The 16,515-nt window shown below is 37.9% G+C and carries 13 protein-coding genes and 1 other annotated feature; of the genes, 9 read left to right on the top strand and 4 right to left on the bottom strand.

Annotation, left to right across the window (positions count from 1 at the left end; translation table 11 throughout):
- Positions 1 to 109: 109 nt before the first annotated feature.
- The 4 genes from hemB to ysxE all read left to right on the top strand — a co-directional run bounded on the left by hemB (position 110) and on the right by ysxE (position 5,109).
- The gene (gene hemB / locus CHI06_RS12165; protein WP_095248820.1) at positions 110 to 1,090 is read left to right on the top strand and encodes a porphobilinogen synthase; all 981 of its coding nucleotides are present in this window, start codon (positions 110 to 112) and stop codon (positions 1,088 to 1,090) included.
- Positions 1,091 to 1,119: 29 nt separating this feature from the next.
- On the top strand, positions 1,120 to 2,406 hold the full coding sequence (gene hemL / locus CHI06_RS12160) for a glutamate-1-semialdehyde 2,1-aminomutase (RefSeq protein ID WP_095248819.1): 1,287 nt from the start codon (positions 1,120 to 1,122) through the stop codon (positions 2,404 to 2,406).
- Between the two features lie 521 nt (positions 2,407 to 2,927).
- Positions 2,928 to 3,986: a stage VI sporulation protein D gene (spoVID, locus tag CHI06_RS12155; protein ID WP_373558146.1), complete on the top strand. Its 1,059-nt coding sequence runs from the start codon at positions 2,928 to 2,930 to the stop codon at positions 3,984 to 3,986.
- An 85-nt stretch (positions 3,987 to 4,071) separates the two neighbouring features.
- Positions 4,072 to 5,109: a spore coat protein YsxE gene (gene ysxE, locus CHI06_RS12150; protein WP_095248823.1), complete on the top strand. Its 1,038-nt coding sequence runs from the start codon at positions 4,072 to 4,074 to the stop codon at positions 5,107 to 5,109.
- Positions 5,110 to 5,127: 18 nt separating this feature from the next.
- On the opposite strand, the gene CHI06_RS12145 is transcribed toward ysxE, so the two are convergent.
- Positions 5,128 to 5,325 (bottom strand): hypothetical protein, encoded by a 198-nt coding sequence (locus CHI06_RS12145; RefSeq protein WP_095248822.1) that lies wholly within the window; start codon positions 5,323 to 5,325, stop codon positions 5,128 to 5,130.
- A 229-nt stretch (positions 5,326 to 5,554) separates the two neighbouring features.
- Between CHI06_RS12145 and CHI06_RS12140 the strand changes: the two genes are divergently transcribed.
- The 4 genes from CHI06_RS12140 to CHI06_RS12125 all read left to right on the top strand — a co-directional run bounded on the left by CHI06_RS12140 (position 5,555) and on the right by CHI06_RS12125 (position 13,085).
- Positions 5,555 to 6,877 carry an O-antigen ligase family protein gene (locus CHI06_RS12140; protein WP_095248817.1) on the top strand — a complete coding sequence of 441 codons (1,323 nt, stop codon included), beginning with the start codon at positions 5,555 to 5,557 and terminating at the stop codon, positions 6,875 to 6,877.
- An 89-nt stretch (positions 6,878 to 6,966) separates the two neighbouring features.
- Positions 6,967 to 7,204: a binding site (T-box leader), on the top strand.
- A gap of 54 nt (positions 7,205 to 7,258) precedes the next feature.
- Positions 7,259 to 9,904, top strand: a complete 2,646-nt coding sequence (locus CHI06_RS12135; protein WP_095248816.1) for a valine--tRNA ligase — start codon at positions 7,259 to 7,261, stop codon at positions 9,902 to 9,904.
- A gap of 72 nt (positions 9,905 to 9,976) precedes the next feature.
- On the top strand, positions 9,977 to 11,299 hold the full coding sequence (locus CHI06_RS12130) for a bifunctional folylpolyglutamate synthase/dihydrofolate synthase (RefSeq protein WP_095248815.1): 1,323 nt from the start codon (positions 9,977 to 9,979) through the stop codon (positions 11,297 to 11,299).
- A 70-nt stretch (positions 11,300 to 11,369) separates the two neighbouring features.
- Positions 11,370 to 13,085, top strand: coding sequence for a sensor domain-containing diguanylate cyclase (locus CHI06_RS12125; protein WP_179292608.1), 1,716 nt, complete (start codon positions 11,370 to 11,372; stop codon positions 13,083 to 13,085).
- A 93-nt stretch (positions 13,086 to 13,178) separates the two neighbouring features.
- Here the strand turns inward: CHI06_RS12125 and CHI06_RS12120 are convergent, their stop codons facing one another.
- Genes CHI06_RS12120 through CHI06_RS12110 form a run of 3 tightly spaced genes read right to left on the bottom strand, consistent with a single transcriptional unit; the run spans position 13,179 to position 15,455 of the window.
- Entirely contained in the window at positions 13,179 to 14,531 is a 1,353-nt protein-coding gene (locus CHI06_RS12120; protein ID WP_095248814.1) for a hypothetical protein, read from the bottom strand.
- Positions 14,531 to 15,007, bottom strand: a complete 477-nt coding sequence (locus tag CHI06_RS12115; RefSeq protein WP_095248813.1) for a prepilin-type N-terminal cleavage/methylation domain-containing protein — start codon at positions 15,005 to 15,007, stop codon at positions 14,531 to 14,533. Before CHI06_RS12115 ends, CHI06_RS12120 begins: the two co-directional genes overlap by 1 nt.
- Before the next feature lie 7 nt (positions 15,008 to 15,014).
- Positions 15,015 to 15,455: a type IV pilus modification PilV family protein gene (locus CHI06_RS12110; protein ID WP_142300954.1), complete on the bottom strand. Its 441-nt coding sequence runs from the start codon at positions 15,453 to 15,455 to the stop codon at positions 15,015 to 15,017.
- 265 nt (positions 15,456 to 15,720) lie between these two features.
- Between CHI06_RS12110 and CHI06_RS12105 the strand changes: the two genes are divergently transcribed.
- Positions 15,721 to 16,497, top strand: coding sequence for a hypothetical protein (locus tag CHI06_RS12105; protein WP_095248811.1), 777 nt, complete (start codon positions 15,721 to 15,723; stop codon positions 16,495 to 16,497).
- Positions 16,498 to 16,515 lie beyond the last annotated feature (18 nt).

Here is a 16,515-nt window from a genome sequence, read left to right as displayed (position 1 = left end):
AGCGCCGAGGAGGCTTCCCGCAACGCCTGCGGAAAGCGAAGCGCCTTACGTTACAATCAACAGACTCATTTAACATAGCATTTCTAACAAAATTTGGGGGTAAATATAAATGGAACTTCAATTTTCACGTCATCGCCGATTACGTTCAAGTGTGAATATGCGTGCACTTGTCCGTGAAAACCACTTAAGACCAGAGGATTTCATCTATCCATTATTTATTTATGAAGGTGAAAACATCCGCAGAGAAGTATCTTCTATGCCAGGTGTATTCCAAGTTTCAATGGACAATCTAAAAGCTGAAATGGATGATATCGTTGAACATGGAATTAAATCCGTTTTATTATTCGGAATTCCAGCCACAAAAGACGAATGTGGTACACAAGCGTTTCATGACCACGGCATTATCCAAGTGGCCACTCGTTACATAAAAGAACATTACCCAGAAATGATTGTTGTCGCGGATACTTGCTTGTGCGAATATACCAGCCATGGCCACTGCGGAATGGTGGAAGGCGATCAAATCTTAAATGATCCATCTCTTGAATTATTGGTAAAAACAGCAATCGCTCAAGCTGAAGCTGGTGCTGATATTATTGCTCCATCGAATATGATGGACGGCTTTGTGGCAGCCATTCGTGCTGGATTAGATGAAGCTGGTTTTAAGGAAATACCAATTATGTCTTATGCCGTTAAATATGCTTCTGCCTTTTACGGACCTTTCCGTGAGGCTGCTGAAGGTGCACCACAATTCGGTGACCGCAAAACCTATCAAATGGACCCTGCCAACCGGATGGAGGCTTTCAGAGAAGCAGAATCCGATGTAGCAGAAGGGGCAGATTTCTTAATCGTGAAACCAGGTATGCCTTACCTTGATATTGTTCGTGATGTTAAAAACAACTACAATCTTCCTGTTGTTGCCTATAACGTAAGCGGTGAATATTCGATGATTAAAGCAGCAGCAGCAAACGGCTGGATTGACGAGAAACAAACCGTTATGGAAATGTTAATCGCCTTCAAACGTGCAGGCGCAGACCTTATTATTACTTATGCAGCTAAAGACGCATGCCGCTGGTTAAAAGAAGACAACTAATTACAACAACTCGAAAAGAGGAACTCAAAATGCGCTCATATACAAAATCAGTAGAAGCATTTAAAGAAGCCCAGAACATGATGCCTGGCGGCGTTAACAGCCCGGTACGTGCCTTTAAATCAGTCAATATGGATCCGATTTTCATGGAAAGAGGAAAAGGTTCAAAAATCTATGATATCGATGGCAATGAATACATCGATTACGTATTATCATGGGGACCGCTAATACTTGGCCATACAAATGATCGTGTGGTTGAAGGCATTAAAAAGGTAGCTGAGCTTGGTACAAGCTATGGTGCACCGACCTTAATGGAAAATGAACTGGCTAAGCTAGTGATTGAACGTGTGCCATCGATCGAAGTGATAAGGATGGTATCATCTGGAACAGAAGCGACCATGAGTGCACTCCGCTTAGCACGCGGTTATACAGGCCGTAACAAGATTTTGAAATTTGAAGGCTGTTACCATGGACATGGCGATTCCTTATTGATTAAAGCAGGATCTGGTGTTGCGACACTTGGCTTGCCAGACAGCCCTGGCGTACCTGAAGGAGTGGCTAAGAACACGATTACAGTAGCCTACAATGACCTTGAAGGCGTTAAATACGCGTTCGAACAATTTGGTGATGATATTGCTTGTATTATCGTTGAACCGGTTGCAGGGAACATGGGACTTGTACCGCCGCTTCCTGGATTCTTAGAAGGTCTTCGTGAGATTACGACTGATAACGGAGCATTGCTGATTTTTGATGAAGTGATGACTGGTTTCCGGGTCGGCTACAATTGCGCACAAGGCTATTTCAATATCATGCCTGATATCACTTGTCTTGGAAAAGTAATTGGCGGCGGGCTGCCAGTTGGTGCTTACGGCGGTAAAGCCGAAATCATGCATCAAATCGCTCCAGCCGGACCTATCTATCAAGCAGGAACACTTTCCGGAAATCCACTTGCGATGACGGCTGGTTATGAGACATTAAGTCAATTAACACCAGAGCATTATGAAGAGTTCAAACGTTTGGGAGATTTACTTGAAAAAGGAATTGTAGCAGCGGCTGAAAAATACGATATTCCGGTAACCTTCAACCGTGCAGGTTCCATGATTGGTTTCTTCTTTACTAAAGAAAATGTAATTAACTATGAAACAGCAAAAACCTCTAACTTAGAATTTTTTGCTCAGTATTATCGCGAAATGGCTGAACAAGGAGTATTCCTTCCGCCATCTCAATTCGAAGGATTGTTCTTATCAACTGCTCATACCGATGAAGACATCGAAAAAACCATTAAAGCAGTAGAAATTGCTTTTTCAAAACTAAAATAATACCCTTTTCAGGCACTCACCTTCAATACGTGAGTGTTTTTTTATGGATTTGAACTATATTATGGAACATAAATTAAAAATTCTGCACTTAAAACCCGAGTTGATAAATAGACGGAAAATTTCCGCTTAATTCATAATTGTTATTAAAAGTGGCTTAAATAGACGGAGAGATTCCGCCTATTGACTTGAAAAACTCGAAAATGGGAGATAATTCTTTGATTAAGCGGAAAACCTCCGCTTATTTACCCCGAAACGAGCTCCATTATGCATTTAACCGGAAAATCTCCGCCTATTTTACTTTTGCCGGTTCTCAAAACTCCGCGTGATTCCTTCCTATTCCAATTCAAAGAACCCTCATATCTTAAACTTTTTCGCGTAGGAAGGCTTTTTTATCATATTTAATGGCTATGGTTCATATTGTGTAAGTGACATAGTGATTTTTTGCGTAAAAGGAAACGAAAGGAGGAGTCGCTTTGTCTCAGGAGAATCAATCGTGCCTGCGATTTTCCTTGGAGGAATCTTTGTGGTTTAGAAAGGGACAGGAAGTAGCTGAATTTGTGTCGATTTCTCTAGACCCGGATATTACCATCCAGGAAAATGATCAATACGTAACCATACGTGGTTCGCTGGAATTAACAGGCGAATATAGAAATGACGAAGAAAGTGCAGTGGAAGAAGAAGACAATGTACCTAACCAGAAGTATGTGGAAAGAGTAGATCCACAAGAGGAAGGCATTTGTGAATTTTCACATCGTTTTCCAGTTGATATTACCATACCAAATAATCGAATCCAGAGCATTTATGATATCGATGTTATTGTGGAGTCCTTTGATTATTCTATTCCGGAACGCAGCTGTCTAAAACTATCTGCAGAACTAACCATCAGCGGCTTGTATGATTCTACTCAGCAAGAAGAAGTAGTTGAGGAAGAAGAAGAGTATGAAGTACTCCATCGTTATCAGGTTGAGGTTCCAAGAGTAGAAGAACCAGAAGAAATACACCAAGAAGAAAATCAATTTGAGGATACTTTCTTGTTTGAGGCTGAAGCAAGAAAGCAGCCAGAGGAGGAAAAGGTTGAAGCTTTTCCGAAATTCCCAACCTTTTCGTATCAAGAGCCAGAGGAAGATGAAGAGGAAGAGATTGAAGTAGTGCCTCAGCGACCTCTAGTTTTTGAGCATGCCAGAAGTGAAGTTAGTGAGCCCGTCGATGAGATGGAGGAAATCGTCGAGGAACCTCCAGCAGAACCAATTCAACAAGAAATAGAAGTCCCAGCAGAACCAAAAGAGCCAGTTTTAGAAGAAAGTTCATCCTCCCCAGAAGCACCGCCAAAACAAGCGAAAAAGAAGAATACAAAGAAGAAAACCATGACACTAACGGAGTTCTTTGCCCGCAAGGAAGATAGCTCCGATCAAGCTAGATTAAAAGTGTGTATTGTCCAAAAGGGCGATACGCTCGACAGTCTTTCCGACCGTTATGACGTTTCCGTACCAAATCTGCTGCGTTACAATAATCTTGAACTCAATCAAGATGTGTATGAGGGTCAAGTATTATATGTACCGGTTGCCTTTGCAAAAAAATAATAAGCCAAAAGCAGTGTGAGCGGGTTTCAAAACCTGCTCACATCCTTTTAAGGACTTTCCATGAGCGAAAGGCAGTTGAATGTTGATGAGTGATTCGAACCTGGTGGAACCACTTATACCCATATTAAATAACTATCAAGTAATGCCCTATTTCGTTGAGGAACACGGCAATATTAAAAAAATCTATTCCGATAAAGGGACGTTTGCATTGAAGAAAATCGTTCCAACTACGGGGACAGATTTTATTCGCCATGTCCATCTTCTTTACCAAAAGGGCTACAATCGGATTGTGCCCATTTATCCGACAATGGACGGAAGGTATGCGGTCCTCCATGATAAAAACCTATATTACTTAATGCCTTGGATGTCCAATGAAATAAAGGAAGACCGTACTCATAAACACCAGCAGCTATTTCGTGAATTAGCCAGGCTCCACACATTATCTGCAAAAGAGATCGCTGTGAATAAAGAAGAACGGGAAGAACATTATGATAAAACCATTGCGCTGCTCGATAAAAATCAGGAGTTTCTGGATGGGTTTATCGATGAATGTGAAAAAAAGACCTACATGTCTCCTTTTGAACTTTTGTTTTGCTTGTACTATAACGAAATAAGCCAGGCGCTTCGATTTTCAAAAACGAAATTCGAAGAATGGTATGAAAAGACAAAGGAAGCAGAAAAAGCACGAATGGTGATTACCCATGGGAAATTATCATCCGAGCATTTCCTTTACGACGATAAGGGTTACGGTTATTTTATAAACTTTGAAAATGCCCGTTACGGCTCACCGATTCATGATCTATTACCATATCTATCACGTACCTTTAATACACAGCCAACACGGAATGATGAGGCTGTCGAGTGGGTATATCATTACTTTAAATACTTTCCCTTTAAAACCGACGAAAAACTTCTTTTCTTCAGTTATTTAGCTTATCCCATTCCGATTATCCAGGTGGTCGAGCGGTATTATAAAAAAGAACAGCCAAAAAATGAACTGAAATTTGTGCGGATGCTCCAGCGTAAATACTGGCATTTAAAGAATTCCGAATATGTTGTGATGAGAATGACAGAAATTGATGAACAAGCGAGGCAGGCAAAAGAAGGAGCCCAGCAGCAGTAACGAATGCTCCTTGGGCTCTTAAACAATTTCAAAATAGATAGATACGGCAATCGCAATAAAAATACTTAATAACAAGACGTCAAAGACAGTGGGTATAAACAACGTCCGGATTAATTGAAAAATCGTAAACGGTAAAACCAGCTGCTCACATACTCTCCTGCAGGTTCGATACCAGGGAGTATAGGAGTATTTGGTGATGAACTTCCTCCGCTTCATAACATCCTTCCTCTCCAAAATGGCATTTCTTATATGTATATTCTTCATGCAGGGTAAATTCCCCATAAATCAACCAGTTCTTAGAAAAAAATGTCCATTTCGCATTTTTTCTTATTGGAATAAATCTTTTATTGAATCAGAAGGGGAAAAATGAAATAATAATAAAGTCCTAGAAAATTGTGTTTCCTAAAAAATAATCATCTAGTCTAAGCAATATAAGGAGTAAAAAATGTATTGGTTTATCATTCTTTTTCCGCTATTAATTTATCCATGGGGCTTTGATCCTTACTATACGTCAACAAAGACAGGATATTTATATGCATTTGTACTGTGTACATGGCTATACATACTGTTTAAGCGAAAATACAAGATGTTAATGCCAGACAAGGCTGATTCTTCTATAGTCATTATGTTGTTCCTATTTTTAACTTTGATAGAACTCTCAACAGCTTTTTCTCCAAATAACTATACTTCTGTGTATGGCTTGATTGATCGAAAAGAAGGACTCATCTCATACTTTTGCTATTTAAGCGTTTTCCTTTTTTCTTATCGCTTAATAGATAAGGCGAAAATGAATAAAGTGTTTCCTGGAATAGCCTATGTTTCGATGCTAGTCTCCATTTACGGAATATTGCAGCATTATCAATTAGACATCCTTCCAAGGAATAGTGCGATGAGAGGTTACAGTGGGACGTATACATTCTTTGATAATCCTAACTTCTTTGGATCGTATCTAGTATTAGTTTTGCTGATAACCATACCAATCTACTTGAATGCTACAACTAAAAAATACACAGCTCTTTATTTTGTTTCACTTTGTTTAGCTTTTGTGGCTCTCATTTATTCCAATACACGAAGTGGATATGTTGGTGTGTTTTTTGGATTAATTTTCATTACTATGTTTGTAGTAATAAAACGCAAACACCTTTGGAAGAAATGGATTACATTAGCAGTTTCAATGATTATACTTTTATATTTTATTAACAATGCCGAACAAGGACATTACGCGCAACGTATTAATTCTGTGGTTAAGGACTCTTATAGTGTTGCAACGAATCAAACAACGGGTCATGAAGGTTCAGCACGCTTTTTCATTTGGCAACAATCATTGCCTTTAGTAAAAGAGTATTTTTGGATAGGTTCCGGTCCTGACTCATTTGAATATGCATATCCAAATGATAACGAAGAGACACGAGCTTTTATGAATGGTCAGACTGTTGATAAAGCACATAATGAATATTTACAGATTGCCATTACACTTGGTGTTCCAGCGCTTATGACCTATTTATGTTTTCTTTTTTTAATTCTTAGAAGAGCCGTCCAGTCTGTTAAACTGGCAGAAGGAAATGAGAAGATTATCATTTATGGGTTAATTGCAACGATAATTGGATATCTAGTTCAAGCATTTTTTAATATTAGTACAGTTCCAGTTGCACCTATTTTTTGGTCCATCCTTGGTATAACTTTAGCCAAATCGACTTTTGTCATTAAAAATGCAACAAAACAAAATTGGGAATTGGAACAGGTTGAAATGAAAGACCAAACCGCTTAATCTCCCATATAGTATAAAAAACAAAAATTTTGGCTATCATTATTGACGTCTAGAACACTTTTTGGGTAGTATAAACAATATAATAAAAAACATAAGCATAGACAGGGAAGAGTACGATGTTCACCTGCTTAAAGAGAGGGAGGCCACTAGCTGGAAGGTTTCCTAAGCAGACACTCGGAAGGTCGCCCTCGAGCTTCTTCAGTGAACGGATTTTAGAATCCCATTAGTTGAAGACGGATCAAATCCGTTATCCGTTTAAGAGCCAATCATTTTCTTTATGATTGGAAAAAAGGTGGTACCGCGAAGCAAACTCCATTCGTCCTTTTATGACGAATGGGGTTTTTTGTTTGGACTTAAAAGAGAAATAAAGGAGATGGTCAAATGGAAACAAAGGAAATTACCATGCCGACGAAGTATGATCCACAGTCGATTGAGCAAGGACGATATGAGTGGTGGTTAAAAGGAAAGTTTTTTGAAGCACAGAACGATGAGGGGAAAAAGCCTTATACCATCGTTATTCCGCCGCCAAACGTAACTGGGAAGCTCCATTTAGGGCATGCTTGGGATACAACATTACAGGATATCCTTACCCGGATGAAGCGAATGCAGGGCTACGATGTTCTTTGGCTTCCTGGGATGGACCACGCCGGTATCGCAACACAAGCGAAGGTAGAAGAAAAGCTTCGTAGTGAAGGCAAAAGCCGTTATGATTTAGGTCGTGAAAAGTTCGTTGAGGAAACATGGAAGTGGAAGGAAGAATACGCTTCTCATATCCGCCAGCAGTGGTCAAAGTTAGGTTTAGGATTAGATTACAGCCGTGAGCGTTTCACATTGGATGAAGGCTTATCAGCAGCTGTACGTGAAGTGTTTGTCACTCTGTATAAAAAAGGCCTTATTTATCGCGGCGAGTACATCATTAACTGGGATCCATCTACAAAGACAGCATTATCGGACATCGAAGTTATCTACAAAGATGTTCAAGGTGCATTCTATCATATGAAATATCCGTTAGCAGACGGTTCAGGACATATTGAAGTTGCGACTACTCGTCCAGAAACCATGTTGGGTGATACAGCCGTTGCCGTTCATCCAGAGGATGAGCGCTATAAGCACCTAATCGGTAAAACGGTAATCCTTCCAATCGTTGGCCGTGAAATCAAAATTGTTGGCGATGACTATGTAGATATGGAATTCGGTTCTGGGGCGGTAAAAATTACACCTGCACATGACCCGAACGATTTCGAAATTGGCAATCGTCATAATCTAGAGCGTGTTCTTGTTATGAACGAAGATGGCTCGATGAATGATAGAGCTGGCAAGTATAAAGGCATGGATCGTTTCGAATGTCGCAAGCAAATAGTTAAAGATCTTCAAGAACAAGGTATTCTGTTCAAAATCGAAGAGCACTTGCACTCTGTTGGTCATTCGGAGCGCAGCGGGGCAGTAGTTGAGCCTTACCTTTCTACACAATGGTTTGTTAAAATGCAGCCACTTGCGAATGAAGCTATTGCCCTGCAAAATAAAGAAAATAAAGTTAACTTTGTTCCAGAGCGTTTTGAAAAAACGTACCTGCACTGGATGGAAAATATTCGTGACTGGTGTATCTCTAGACAGCTTTGGTGGGGTCATCGAATTCCTGCTTGGTATCACAAACAAACTGGTGAAGTATTTGTTGGTCACGAAGCACCTGCAGATAGTGAAAATTGGGAACAGGATAAGGACGTATTGGATACATGGTTCAGCTCTGCATTATGGCCATTTTCAACAATGGGCTGGCCAAATGTTGAAGCAGAAGACTTTAAGCGTTTTTTCCCAACAGATGTACTCGTAACCGGTTATGATATCATCTTCTTCTGGGTTTCTCGAATGATTTTCCAAAGCCTTGAATTCACCGGTGAGAGACCATTTAAAGATGTTCTCATCCATGGTTTAGTTCGCGATGAACAAGGTCGTAAAATGAGTAAATCGCTAGGTAACGGTGTTGACCCAATGGATGTCATCGATAAATACGGTGCGGATGCCTTGCGTTACTTCCTATCCACTGGAAGCTCGCCTGGTCAGGATTTACGCTTTAGCTTTGAAAAAGTTGAATCCACTTGGAACTTTGCTAATAAAATCTGGAATGCCTCACGTTTTGCATTAATGAATATGGATGGCATGACCTATGAAGAAATCGACTTTAGCGGAGAAAAGTCTGTTGCAGATAAATGGATACTCACTCAATTAAATGAAACCATAGAAACAGTTACAAAGCTTTCAGAGCGTTATGAATTTGGAGAAGCTGGGCGTGCATTATACAACTTTATCTGGGATGATTTCTGTGATTGGTATATTGAAATGGCAAAGCTTCCATTATATGGTGAAGATGAAGCGGCAAAGAAAACCACTCGTTCCATTCTTGCACATGTACTAGATCAGACGATGCGTTTGTTACATCCATTCATGCCATTCATTACCGAGGAAATCTGGCAGAACCTTCCACATGATGGTGAATCGATTACAACCGCCAAGTGGCCAGAGGTAAATCCAGCTTATTCAGATGAAACAGCGGCGCAAGAAATGAAAATGCTAATGGAAATGATACGTTCTGTTCGAAACATCCGTGCTGAAGTAAATACGCCAATGAGCAAGAAAATTAAAATGCTTGTTAAAGCGAAGGATGATTCAGTGTTAAAGGCAATCGAAAAGAATCAAGCCTATATTGAAAAATTCTGTAACCCAGAAGAATTACAAATAGGAATCAATCTTGAAACACCTGAAAAAGCTATGACAGCCGTGATTACTGGATTGGAAATCATTCTTCCGCTGGAAGGTTTGATTAACATTGAAGAGGAAATTGCCCGTCTTACAAAAGAATACGAAAAGTTTACAAAAGAAGTTGAAAGAGTAGAAAAGAAACTAAACAACGAAGGCTTTATGAAAAAGGCGCCTGAAAGCGTTGTTGCCGAAGAGCGTGCAAAAGAAAAAGATTACCGCGAGAAAAGAGCGTTAGTGGAAGCACGTTTAAATGAGCTAAAAGGTTTATAATAAGATAAGTAAGTTAAGACGAGTCCTGCTCTAGGATTCGTCTTCTTTTAGAAAATGATAAGGGGTGTCAGGATGTTTACGACTTATAGTGAAGCCCTTGACTGGATTCATGCAAGATTAAGGCTCGGTATTAAACCAGGCCTTGCCCGTATGGAATGGATGATGGAGAAACTGGGCCATCCAGAATTGAAAATGAAAACCGTACATATTGGCGGTACAAATGGAAAAGGTTCAACTGTGACCTTTCTCCGTTCGATTCTTGAAGCGGGTGGTTACTCCGTTGGTACATTTACCTCACCATACATTGAACAATTTAATGAGCGGATTTCAGGAAATGGGAAGCCAATCAGTGATGCAGAAATATTGGAATTGACCAATGTAATTGCACCTCTTGCAAATGAATTAGAAGAAACCGAGCTTGGCGGACCAACAGAGTTTGAAGTTATCACTGCGATGTCTTTCTATTATTTTGCGAATGTAAATCAGGTGGACATTGTTATATATGAAGTGGGCTTAGGAGGAAGGTTTGATTCAACCAATATTATTCAACCAATTGCTTCTGTCATAACAAATATTGGACTTGATCATACAAATATCTTAGGACATTCCTATGAGGAAATTGCTTTTGAAAAGGCAGGAATTATCAAAGAAGGTATTCCTACTTTTACAGCTGTTAAAAACACAAATGCACTTAAAGTAATAGAAGAACAGGCTGAAATAAGGCATGCACCGCTCTATAGGCTGAATCAGGAGATCACCATTACCTCACACAGCCCGCAAGCAAGTGGCGAGGTATTTACATTAAAGTATGGCAATCTGACATTAGAACAATTAGAAATCAGCATGATTGGCAAGCATCAAACAGAGAATGCTTCATTAGCAGTTATGGCTGCTCAGTCTATCAATCATCATGAAGAATTCACAATCTCTGAGTACGCTATTAGGACTGGTTTAAAGAAAGCTTATTGGCCAGGAAGGTTTGAAGTCCTATCACATAATCCACTTGTTATTATTGACGGTGCACATAATGACGAGGGTATTTCGGCGCTAGTCCATGAACTATCAAATCGTTATTCTAACTTAAATATTCATATTGTATTCGCAGCATTAAAAGATAAAAAGCTAGACCAAATGATCTCACAACTGGATCAAGTTGCAGATGAAATCTCCTTTGTTTCTTTTGACTTTCCTCGTGCAGCTGCAGCCATTGATTTGTTTTCACTAAGTCATTCGAAAAATAAAGGTATTGGTCAGAATTGGGATTCTCATCTTGCCAAATGTATCCAGAATTTGCAGCCAGATTCCGTGCTAGTCGTTACAGGCTCTTTGTATTTCATCTCTGAGGCCAAACCTTACTTGTGTGAATTTTTGAAAAACAATACAATTTCACTATGACAAGCTAAAGTATTTTTGATAAAATGAATACATCTCGATTTCAAAATAATGTAAGTGGGAGGGGAGTTAAATGGCAGTTCAACCAAAAACAAAAAAAGCTATCTTTCTTGTTTGGTTGTTGTTAGTTCCGGCAGGAATGTGGTTTACCTATCAAACTTTCCCTCCTCACTTCTCAGGACAATGGTTAGATTTATTAGCCTTTTTGACGTTAACTTCTTTTGTTGCCTTTATGCCAATGGTTATCAATAATACTCCTATCTTTTTAATTCAATGGGTATCCCTTGCAACATTTTTAAGCTTTGGTTTATTTGTTGAAATGGTATTTGCCCAGGTCGCTGTTATCGTGTTATTGCTAAGGCTGCGGATACAAAGGGAGCAGTATTTTCGTATTCCACTTAATTTAATTATGTTTTTCCTTGTATCACTAGTAAGCGGAGTGGTTTACTACTCACTTGGGGGACAAACAGGACCTAGCTTAATAAATGACCCTAACTCTATTTGGTTTGCAGCTATATATGCAATAGTAAATTACTTTTTGAATCAGGTCATTATATCATTTTATTTATATGTTATTTATAAGAGTAAGGAATCCTATTTTGGGAAGGATTTCATGGTTGAGACCATTACTACATTTCTTACTTTGCCTCTAGGCTTTGTAATATATATGTTTTATAACCAACAAGGGTTATTAGCATTATTAATTGTGGCCGTTCCGTTTGCAAGTTTGTCTATCATTTTTAATCTTTATTACTCTACTGAAAAAATAAACGAATATTTACAAAATGCAGCTGAAATTGGTCACCAAATGGCAGAACGGCTAGAGGTTAATGGGGTTATTGACCTTTTCATCCAAAAGCTAAGTGAAATGCTTCCGGTTGACTACGCCTATATCTTGGAAGTAGTAAATGAAGAAGAACTTCAATTATCCCGGCGGATAGAAGGCAGTGCTGTGTTAACCAGTGAAATAGTAAGGGTTAGAAAAAATGAGGGAATAAGCGGTTTTGTTTGGGAAAAGCAAAAAGGCTACTTATATAATACAAAAAAAGAGTGGCAGACTTTTTCGAAAGGTATTCTCCCAGCGGGTGCAGAAAGTATATTAGCGGTACCAATTGTTAGGAATAAAAAAGTTATTGGGGTATTAATGCTCGCTTCAAAGCGAAAAAGAGCATACGAAAAATCTCAGTTAATGATTGTCGATATTCTTTGTTCCTATTTTGCAGTGGCAATGGAAAATGCGAAGCATTATGAACTCACCAAGACGCAGAGTGAACGCTGTGCGTTAACGAAATTATATAATTATCGTTACTTTGAAAAATTATTAACAGAGGAATTTGATAAATTATTTCAATTCGAACGTAAGGTCTTATCATTAATAATCATGGATATTGATCATTTTAAAGCAGTCAATGACACGTATGGTCACCAAAGCGGAAACGAAATTCTTTGTGAATTGGCAGCAAGATTAACTAATCTTGTAGGTTCGAGGGGCACAGTCGCGCGATACGGTGGCGAGGAATTTGTAGTTCTCCTTCCTGATACCAATAAAACGGAAGCCTACCAGTTGGCAGAAATGATCAGACAAGCAATCGCCAATTGGCCATTTACATTACAACAATCATTAGACCTAACTCAACACCAGGTGAAAATAACAGCCTCCATTGGGGTTGCAACTGCACCTGAGGATGCTGAAGATCCACTGGCATTGATTCGACATGCTGATAGAGCGTTGTATGTTGGGGCGAAGAGGGCTGGAAGAAATCGGGTGGCGGAGTATTCGTCATGTTAACAAAAATAGCTTTGAGGATTATAGATAATTCAATTAAAAAAGGTGAAAGATTTTAGTGCTTATTAACACTAGTTTCTTTCACCTTTTCTATTATTAATCATAAGTAACATCATTAATTACTGCGTTCGTTAATTCCCCCCATTCAATACTGTTTAATGTGGAGGCTTCGTCAAAGGTATTTCCACACATTGACTTTAACCAATCTTTATTCGTAGACTCCGTTACATAATAGATATTGGCATGTTCTTTGTATCCAGCAGGTGAAGAGTAGTCATAAACCTTTCCCTTAATGATTAGCCCATATTGTTGAGGTATGGTTAAATCATTTTTTACTTTCAAGTCCCCGTTAACGCACATTCTAGAACCACTAAGTATGTTTAATTGCCCATTAATATTAGACATTGTATTTGTAGAAATTTCTGTTGGAGTTCTTTTTCCACGAATAAACACTCTAGAACTATCTTCTAGGTCGAGGTGACCATTAATATCAAGCAGACCACCAATATAAAAACTAGTATGATCAGTATTCTGAACGTTACTACCAATTGTGAAGTTGTGTTTCGTTTCAACAACTACGTCCTTTGAATTATTAAAGTTTGTACCTAGTTGTAGTGAAATAGCATACATTTCTAATCCTGCTCTATTGTTAAGATTACCAGTAAAATTTAAACCAACTGTTGAATAGACTTTCTCGACACTTACATCATTACTACCAGTATAAGTTTTGATTCCACCTACTGGCTGATCAATGATGACATCCGCGCAAATGATATTATTATTCGTATTACCATTGTTCCCATTACCATTGTTCCCATTACTTTGGCCGATATCAGCAAAAGATAAGGGATTTGTACATTGAGCGGCAACCGCTACATCTGGTCTTGTTACTTTTCCAAAAGTAATTTCTGGGGTAGCTGCATCATCTGCTTTTATAATATTTATATCATCAAGATTGTCAATTGCCATTTCTACATAAAGAGTACTAACAGAATCATCCGTACTATTTGGATTAACTTTTTTACCCGTAACATTAACTTTTATTTTCAACAAATTGCCTATGGATATAATGTCAATCTTATCATCATCCTTAATGATGGAATAAGAAGAGGTTGAATCTATCGTTTCGGGTGTAATATTTTTAATTCCATTTTTTATAGATGATTTCATGTAATCTATTACTTGTGGTACGGATGTTAGATCTTTCCTCGCTACTTTTTCCTCAATCTCAATTTTAGTATTTTTAAAGATCTCTTGAATGGCAACATCTAAATAGGATACTCCCATTTCTGCTAAAGCTACTGATTGAGATGTTTTCTCCACTTTTTGTGTCTGCTTAACGCTATTAAAAGCCATCGCGGTGAAGGTGAAACCTAAAACAGTAAAGACTGTAATAATAAGCATAACGGTAATAAGAGCATATCCTTGTTCTCTCTTAAAATTATTCACTAATATCCAACTCCCTTCATTCGATAGAGATAAGTACTCGTAGTTACTTTGTTAGTAGGATCATTGTTGTCTTTAATGGTAAGTGTGAGACTGACATCATTCTCATTTGGATCAATTTTATTTGGTTCGGGTGCACCTACTTTTTTATTCTTAATATCGGAAGTAAATTCAAAGCACATCTGAGGATGGGTGAAGGTCTGAGTTTGTTTTTCTGTGTTACTAATATCTGTTGTAACCGTTATCTCACAATTATTTGTTCCAGTGCTGGTGATCTCATACTTATTTTTTCCGCGGTGGAGTGTTGTAAGATTGGAAATAACAATATTGGATTCCTGAATCATAACGTTTTTTGAAGTTGCTTTTTTTGAAAAATTAATACCTTGGAAGAAAATACTCCAAATGATTAAACTGACAATTGAGAGGATGGTTAATGTAGCTAAAACCTCTACTAGTGTTAAGCCGCGTTCATCACGCATTAAAAACTCATCTCCTAATTTTTACGTAGCCGTATGTTTCACTAACGACTTTATCTGTTTTTTTTATGTTATATAGTTTTACACTAATAAGATGTGCGTTATATAGGTCAGATTCTTTACTGGAGTTTTTTTTGATTTTAACGTTTACTAAAAAATCTCCATTTACATACTCGAAGTTATAAGAGTTACCGTTAATTGGTTTATACTCTGGAATAACCGATACATCTGGTGTATCAAAAAAAAGCTTTAATCTGTCATTATCATTTTGCCATTTAAGAAGAACTTCTTTTGCTGTATTTATTCCCTGGGCTTTAAGTTTAGTATGATTATTCATCATTCCCATTTGTGGAAAAATATTCATTAATGTAATTAGTATGATAGACAAAAGAGTAATTGAGACCAGTACCTCTACTAAGGTAACACCCTTTTCACTCTTGAAAAAATTCATATAATTCATTCCCTTCTGGGCAGAAAATATTATATTTCTATTTTCATAGATACATTTTAACAAATTATTTAGACAAAAAATAACAAATTTCGGTAATTAATACCTATAAATATTTTCCATCTTCTTTTAAACTATCCCAAAGTATTATACAATATCTAGTAGACGAATTTTGTCTAATTATTGTATTAGATGATAAAAAATATAAATTTTTGTTAAAAAATGTTGTTTTATAGTATGAATGAACTAGTAAAAGGGATGTGAATGAATGCTAACAGTTATTTGGGTATTAGGTTCTATGCTTTTGATGTTATTGATTCATTTTTTATTACCACTTGGGTATACGACTAAAGGAAAGTTTGTCGTTGTAATATCTAGTGGGTTGTTAGCATTGGGTGGACTTGCAGCAGTTTCAGTTATTCCTCTTTGGCAAACGTTATTGATTTTACTGGTTCTTTCCTTTTTTGCGGCATTTATAATGGATAGTCGCCTAGGAAAGGTTATGTATATGACTAAAGAGCAGTTCATTGAAGAAAATGAGATTCCGGATAGTGACTCATCAATTATGTTAACAAAACAATCTGAGTCAACTACTGACATAGAGCTTATGGATTTATCTGAATTGGAAATCACTGCTTCTACATCATTATCTAAACAAGATGAAGAGACTTTTTCTGCTGAATCTTTAGACGAAGATATATCCTTTTTACAAGAACGAGAGATTGAAATTGAGCCAGAGGAAGACTTAGAGGGTGGAGAACTTGAAGTTGGTTACTTATCTGATATTGAAAGTTTACTAGAGGAAAGTACCCAAGAGAAGGTAGAAGTACTAGAGGAAAAGGTAGATTCCCTCGATGAGGAAGGCTGGCTGGATGAGCTTGCAGAATTAACATTAGGCATCGATGAAGAAAAAAACAAAAATAAAAAATCTCACCTAGAAGATTTTGAATTAGAAGAATTATTTGCTGATAAAGAGGTTGCAGCAGCACGATCAACTGACAATGATGAAAGTAAACCAATGAAAGTACTTGAATTACAAAAATAACTTAAAAGAAGTGGGGCA

It is taken from the genome of Bacillus sp. 7884-1, assembly GCF_002272245.1.
Lineage (GTDB): Bacteria > Bacillota > Bacilli > Bacillales > Cytobacillaceae > Neobacillus.
This window is presented reverse-complemented; position numbering and strand designations above follow the sequence as displayed.

Coding starts and splice junctions, on each gene's coding strand:
- hemB (WP_095248820.1), top strand. CDS start 110: ATGGAACTTCAATTTTCACGTCATCGCCGATTACGTTCAAGTGTGAAT.
- hemL (WP_095248819.1), top strand. CDS start 1,120: ATGCGCTCATATACAAAATCAGTAGAAGCATTTAAAGAAGCCCAGAAC.
- ysxE (WP_095248823.1), top strand. CDS start 4,072: ATGAGTGATTCGAACCTGGTGGAACCACTTATACCCATATTAAATAAC.
- CHI06_RS12145 (WP_095248822.1), bottom strand. CDS start 5,325: ATGAAGCGGAGGAAGTTCATCACCAAATACTCCTATACTCCCTGGTAT.
- CHI06_RS12140 (WP_095248817.1), top strand. CDS start 5,555: ATGTATTGGTTTATCATTCTTTTTCCGCTATTAATTTATCCATGGGGC.
- CHI06_RS12135 (WP_095248816.1), top strand. CDS start 7,259: ATGGAAACAAAGGAAATTACCATGCCGACGAAGTATGATCCACAGTCG.
- CHI06_RS12130 (WP_095248815.1), top strand. CDS start 9,977: ATGTTTACGACTTATAGTGAAGCCCTTGACTGGATTCATGCAAGATTA.
- CHI06_RS12125 (WP_179292608.1), top strand. CDS start 11,370: ATGGCAGTTCAACCAAAAACAAAAAAAGCTATCTTTCTTGTTTGGTTG.
- CHI06_RS12115 (WP_095248813.1), bottom strand. CDS start 15,007: ATGCGTGATGAACGCGGCTTAACACTAGTAGAGGTTTTAGCTACATTA.
- CHI06_RS12110 (WP_142300954.1), bottom strand. CDS start 15,455: ATGAATTTTTTCAAGAGTGAAAAGGGTGTTACCTTAGTAGAGGTACTG.
- CHI06_RS12105 (WP_095248811.1), top strand. CDS start 15,721: ATGCTAACAGTTATTTGGGTATTAGGTTCTATGCTTTTGATGTTATTG.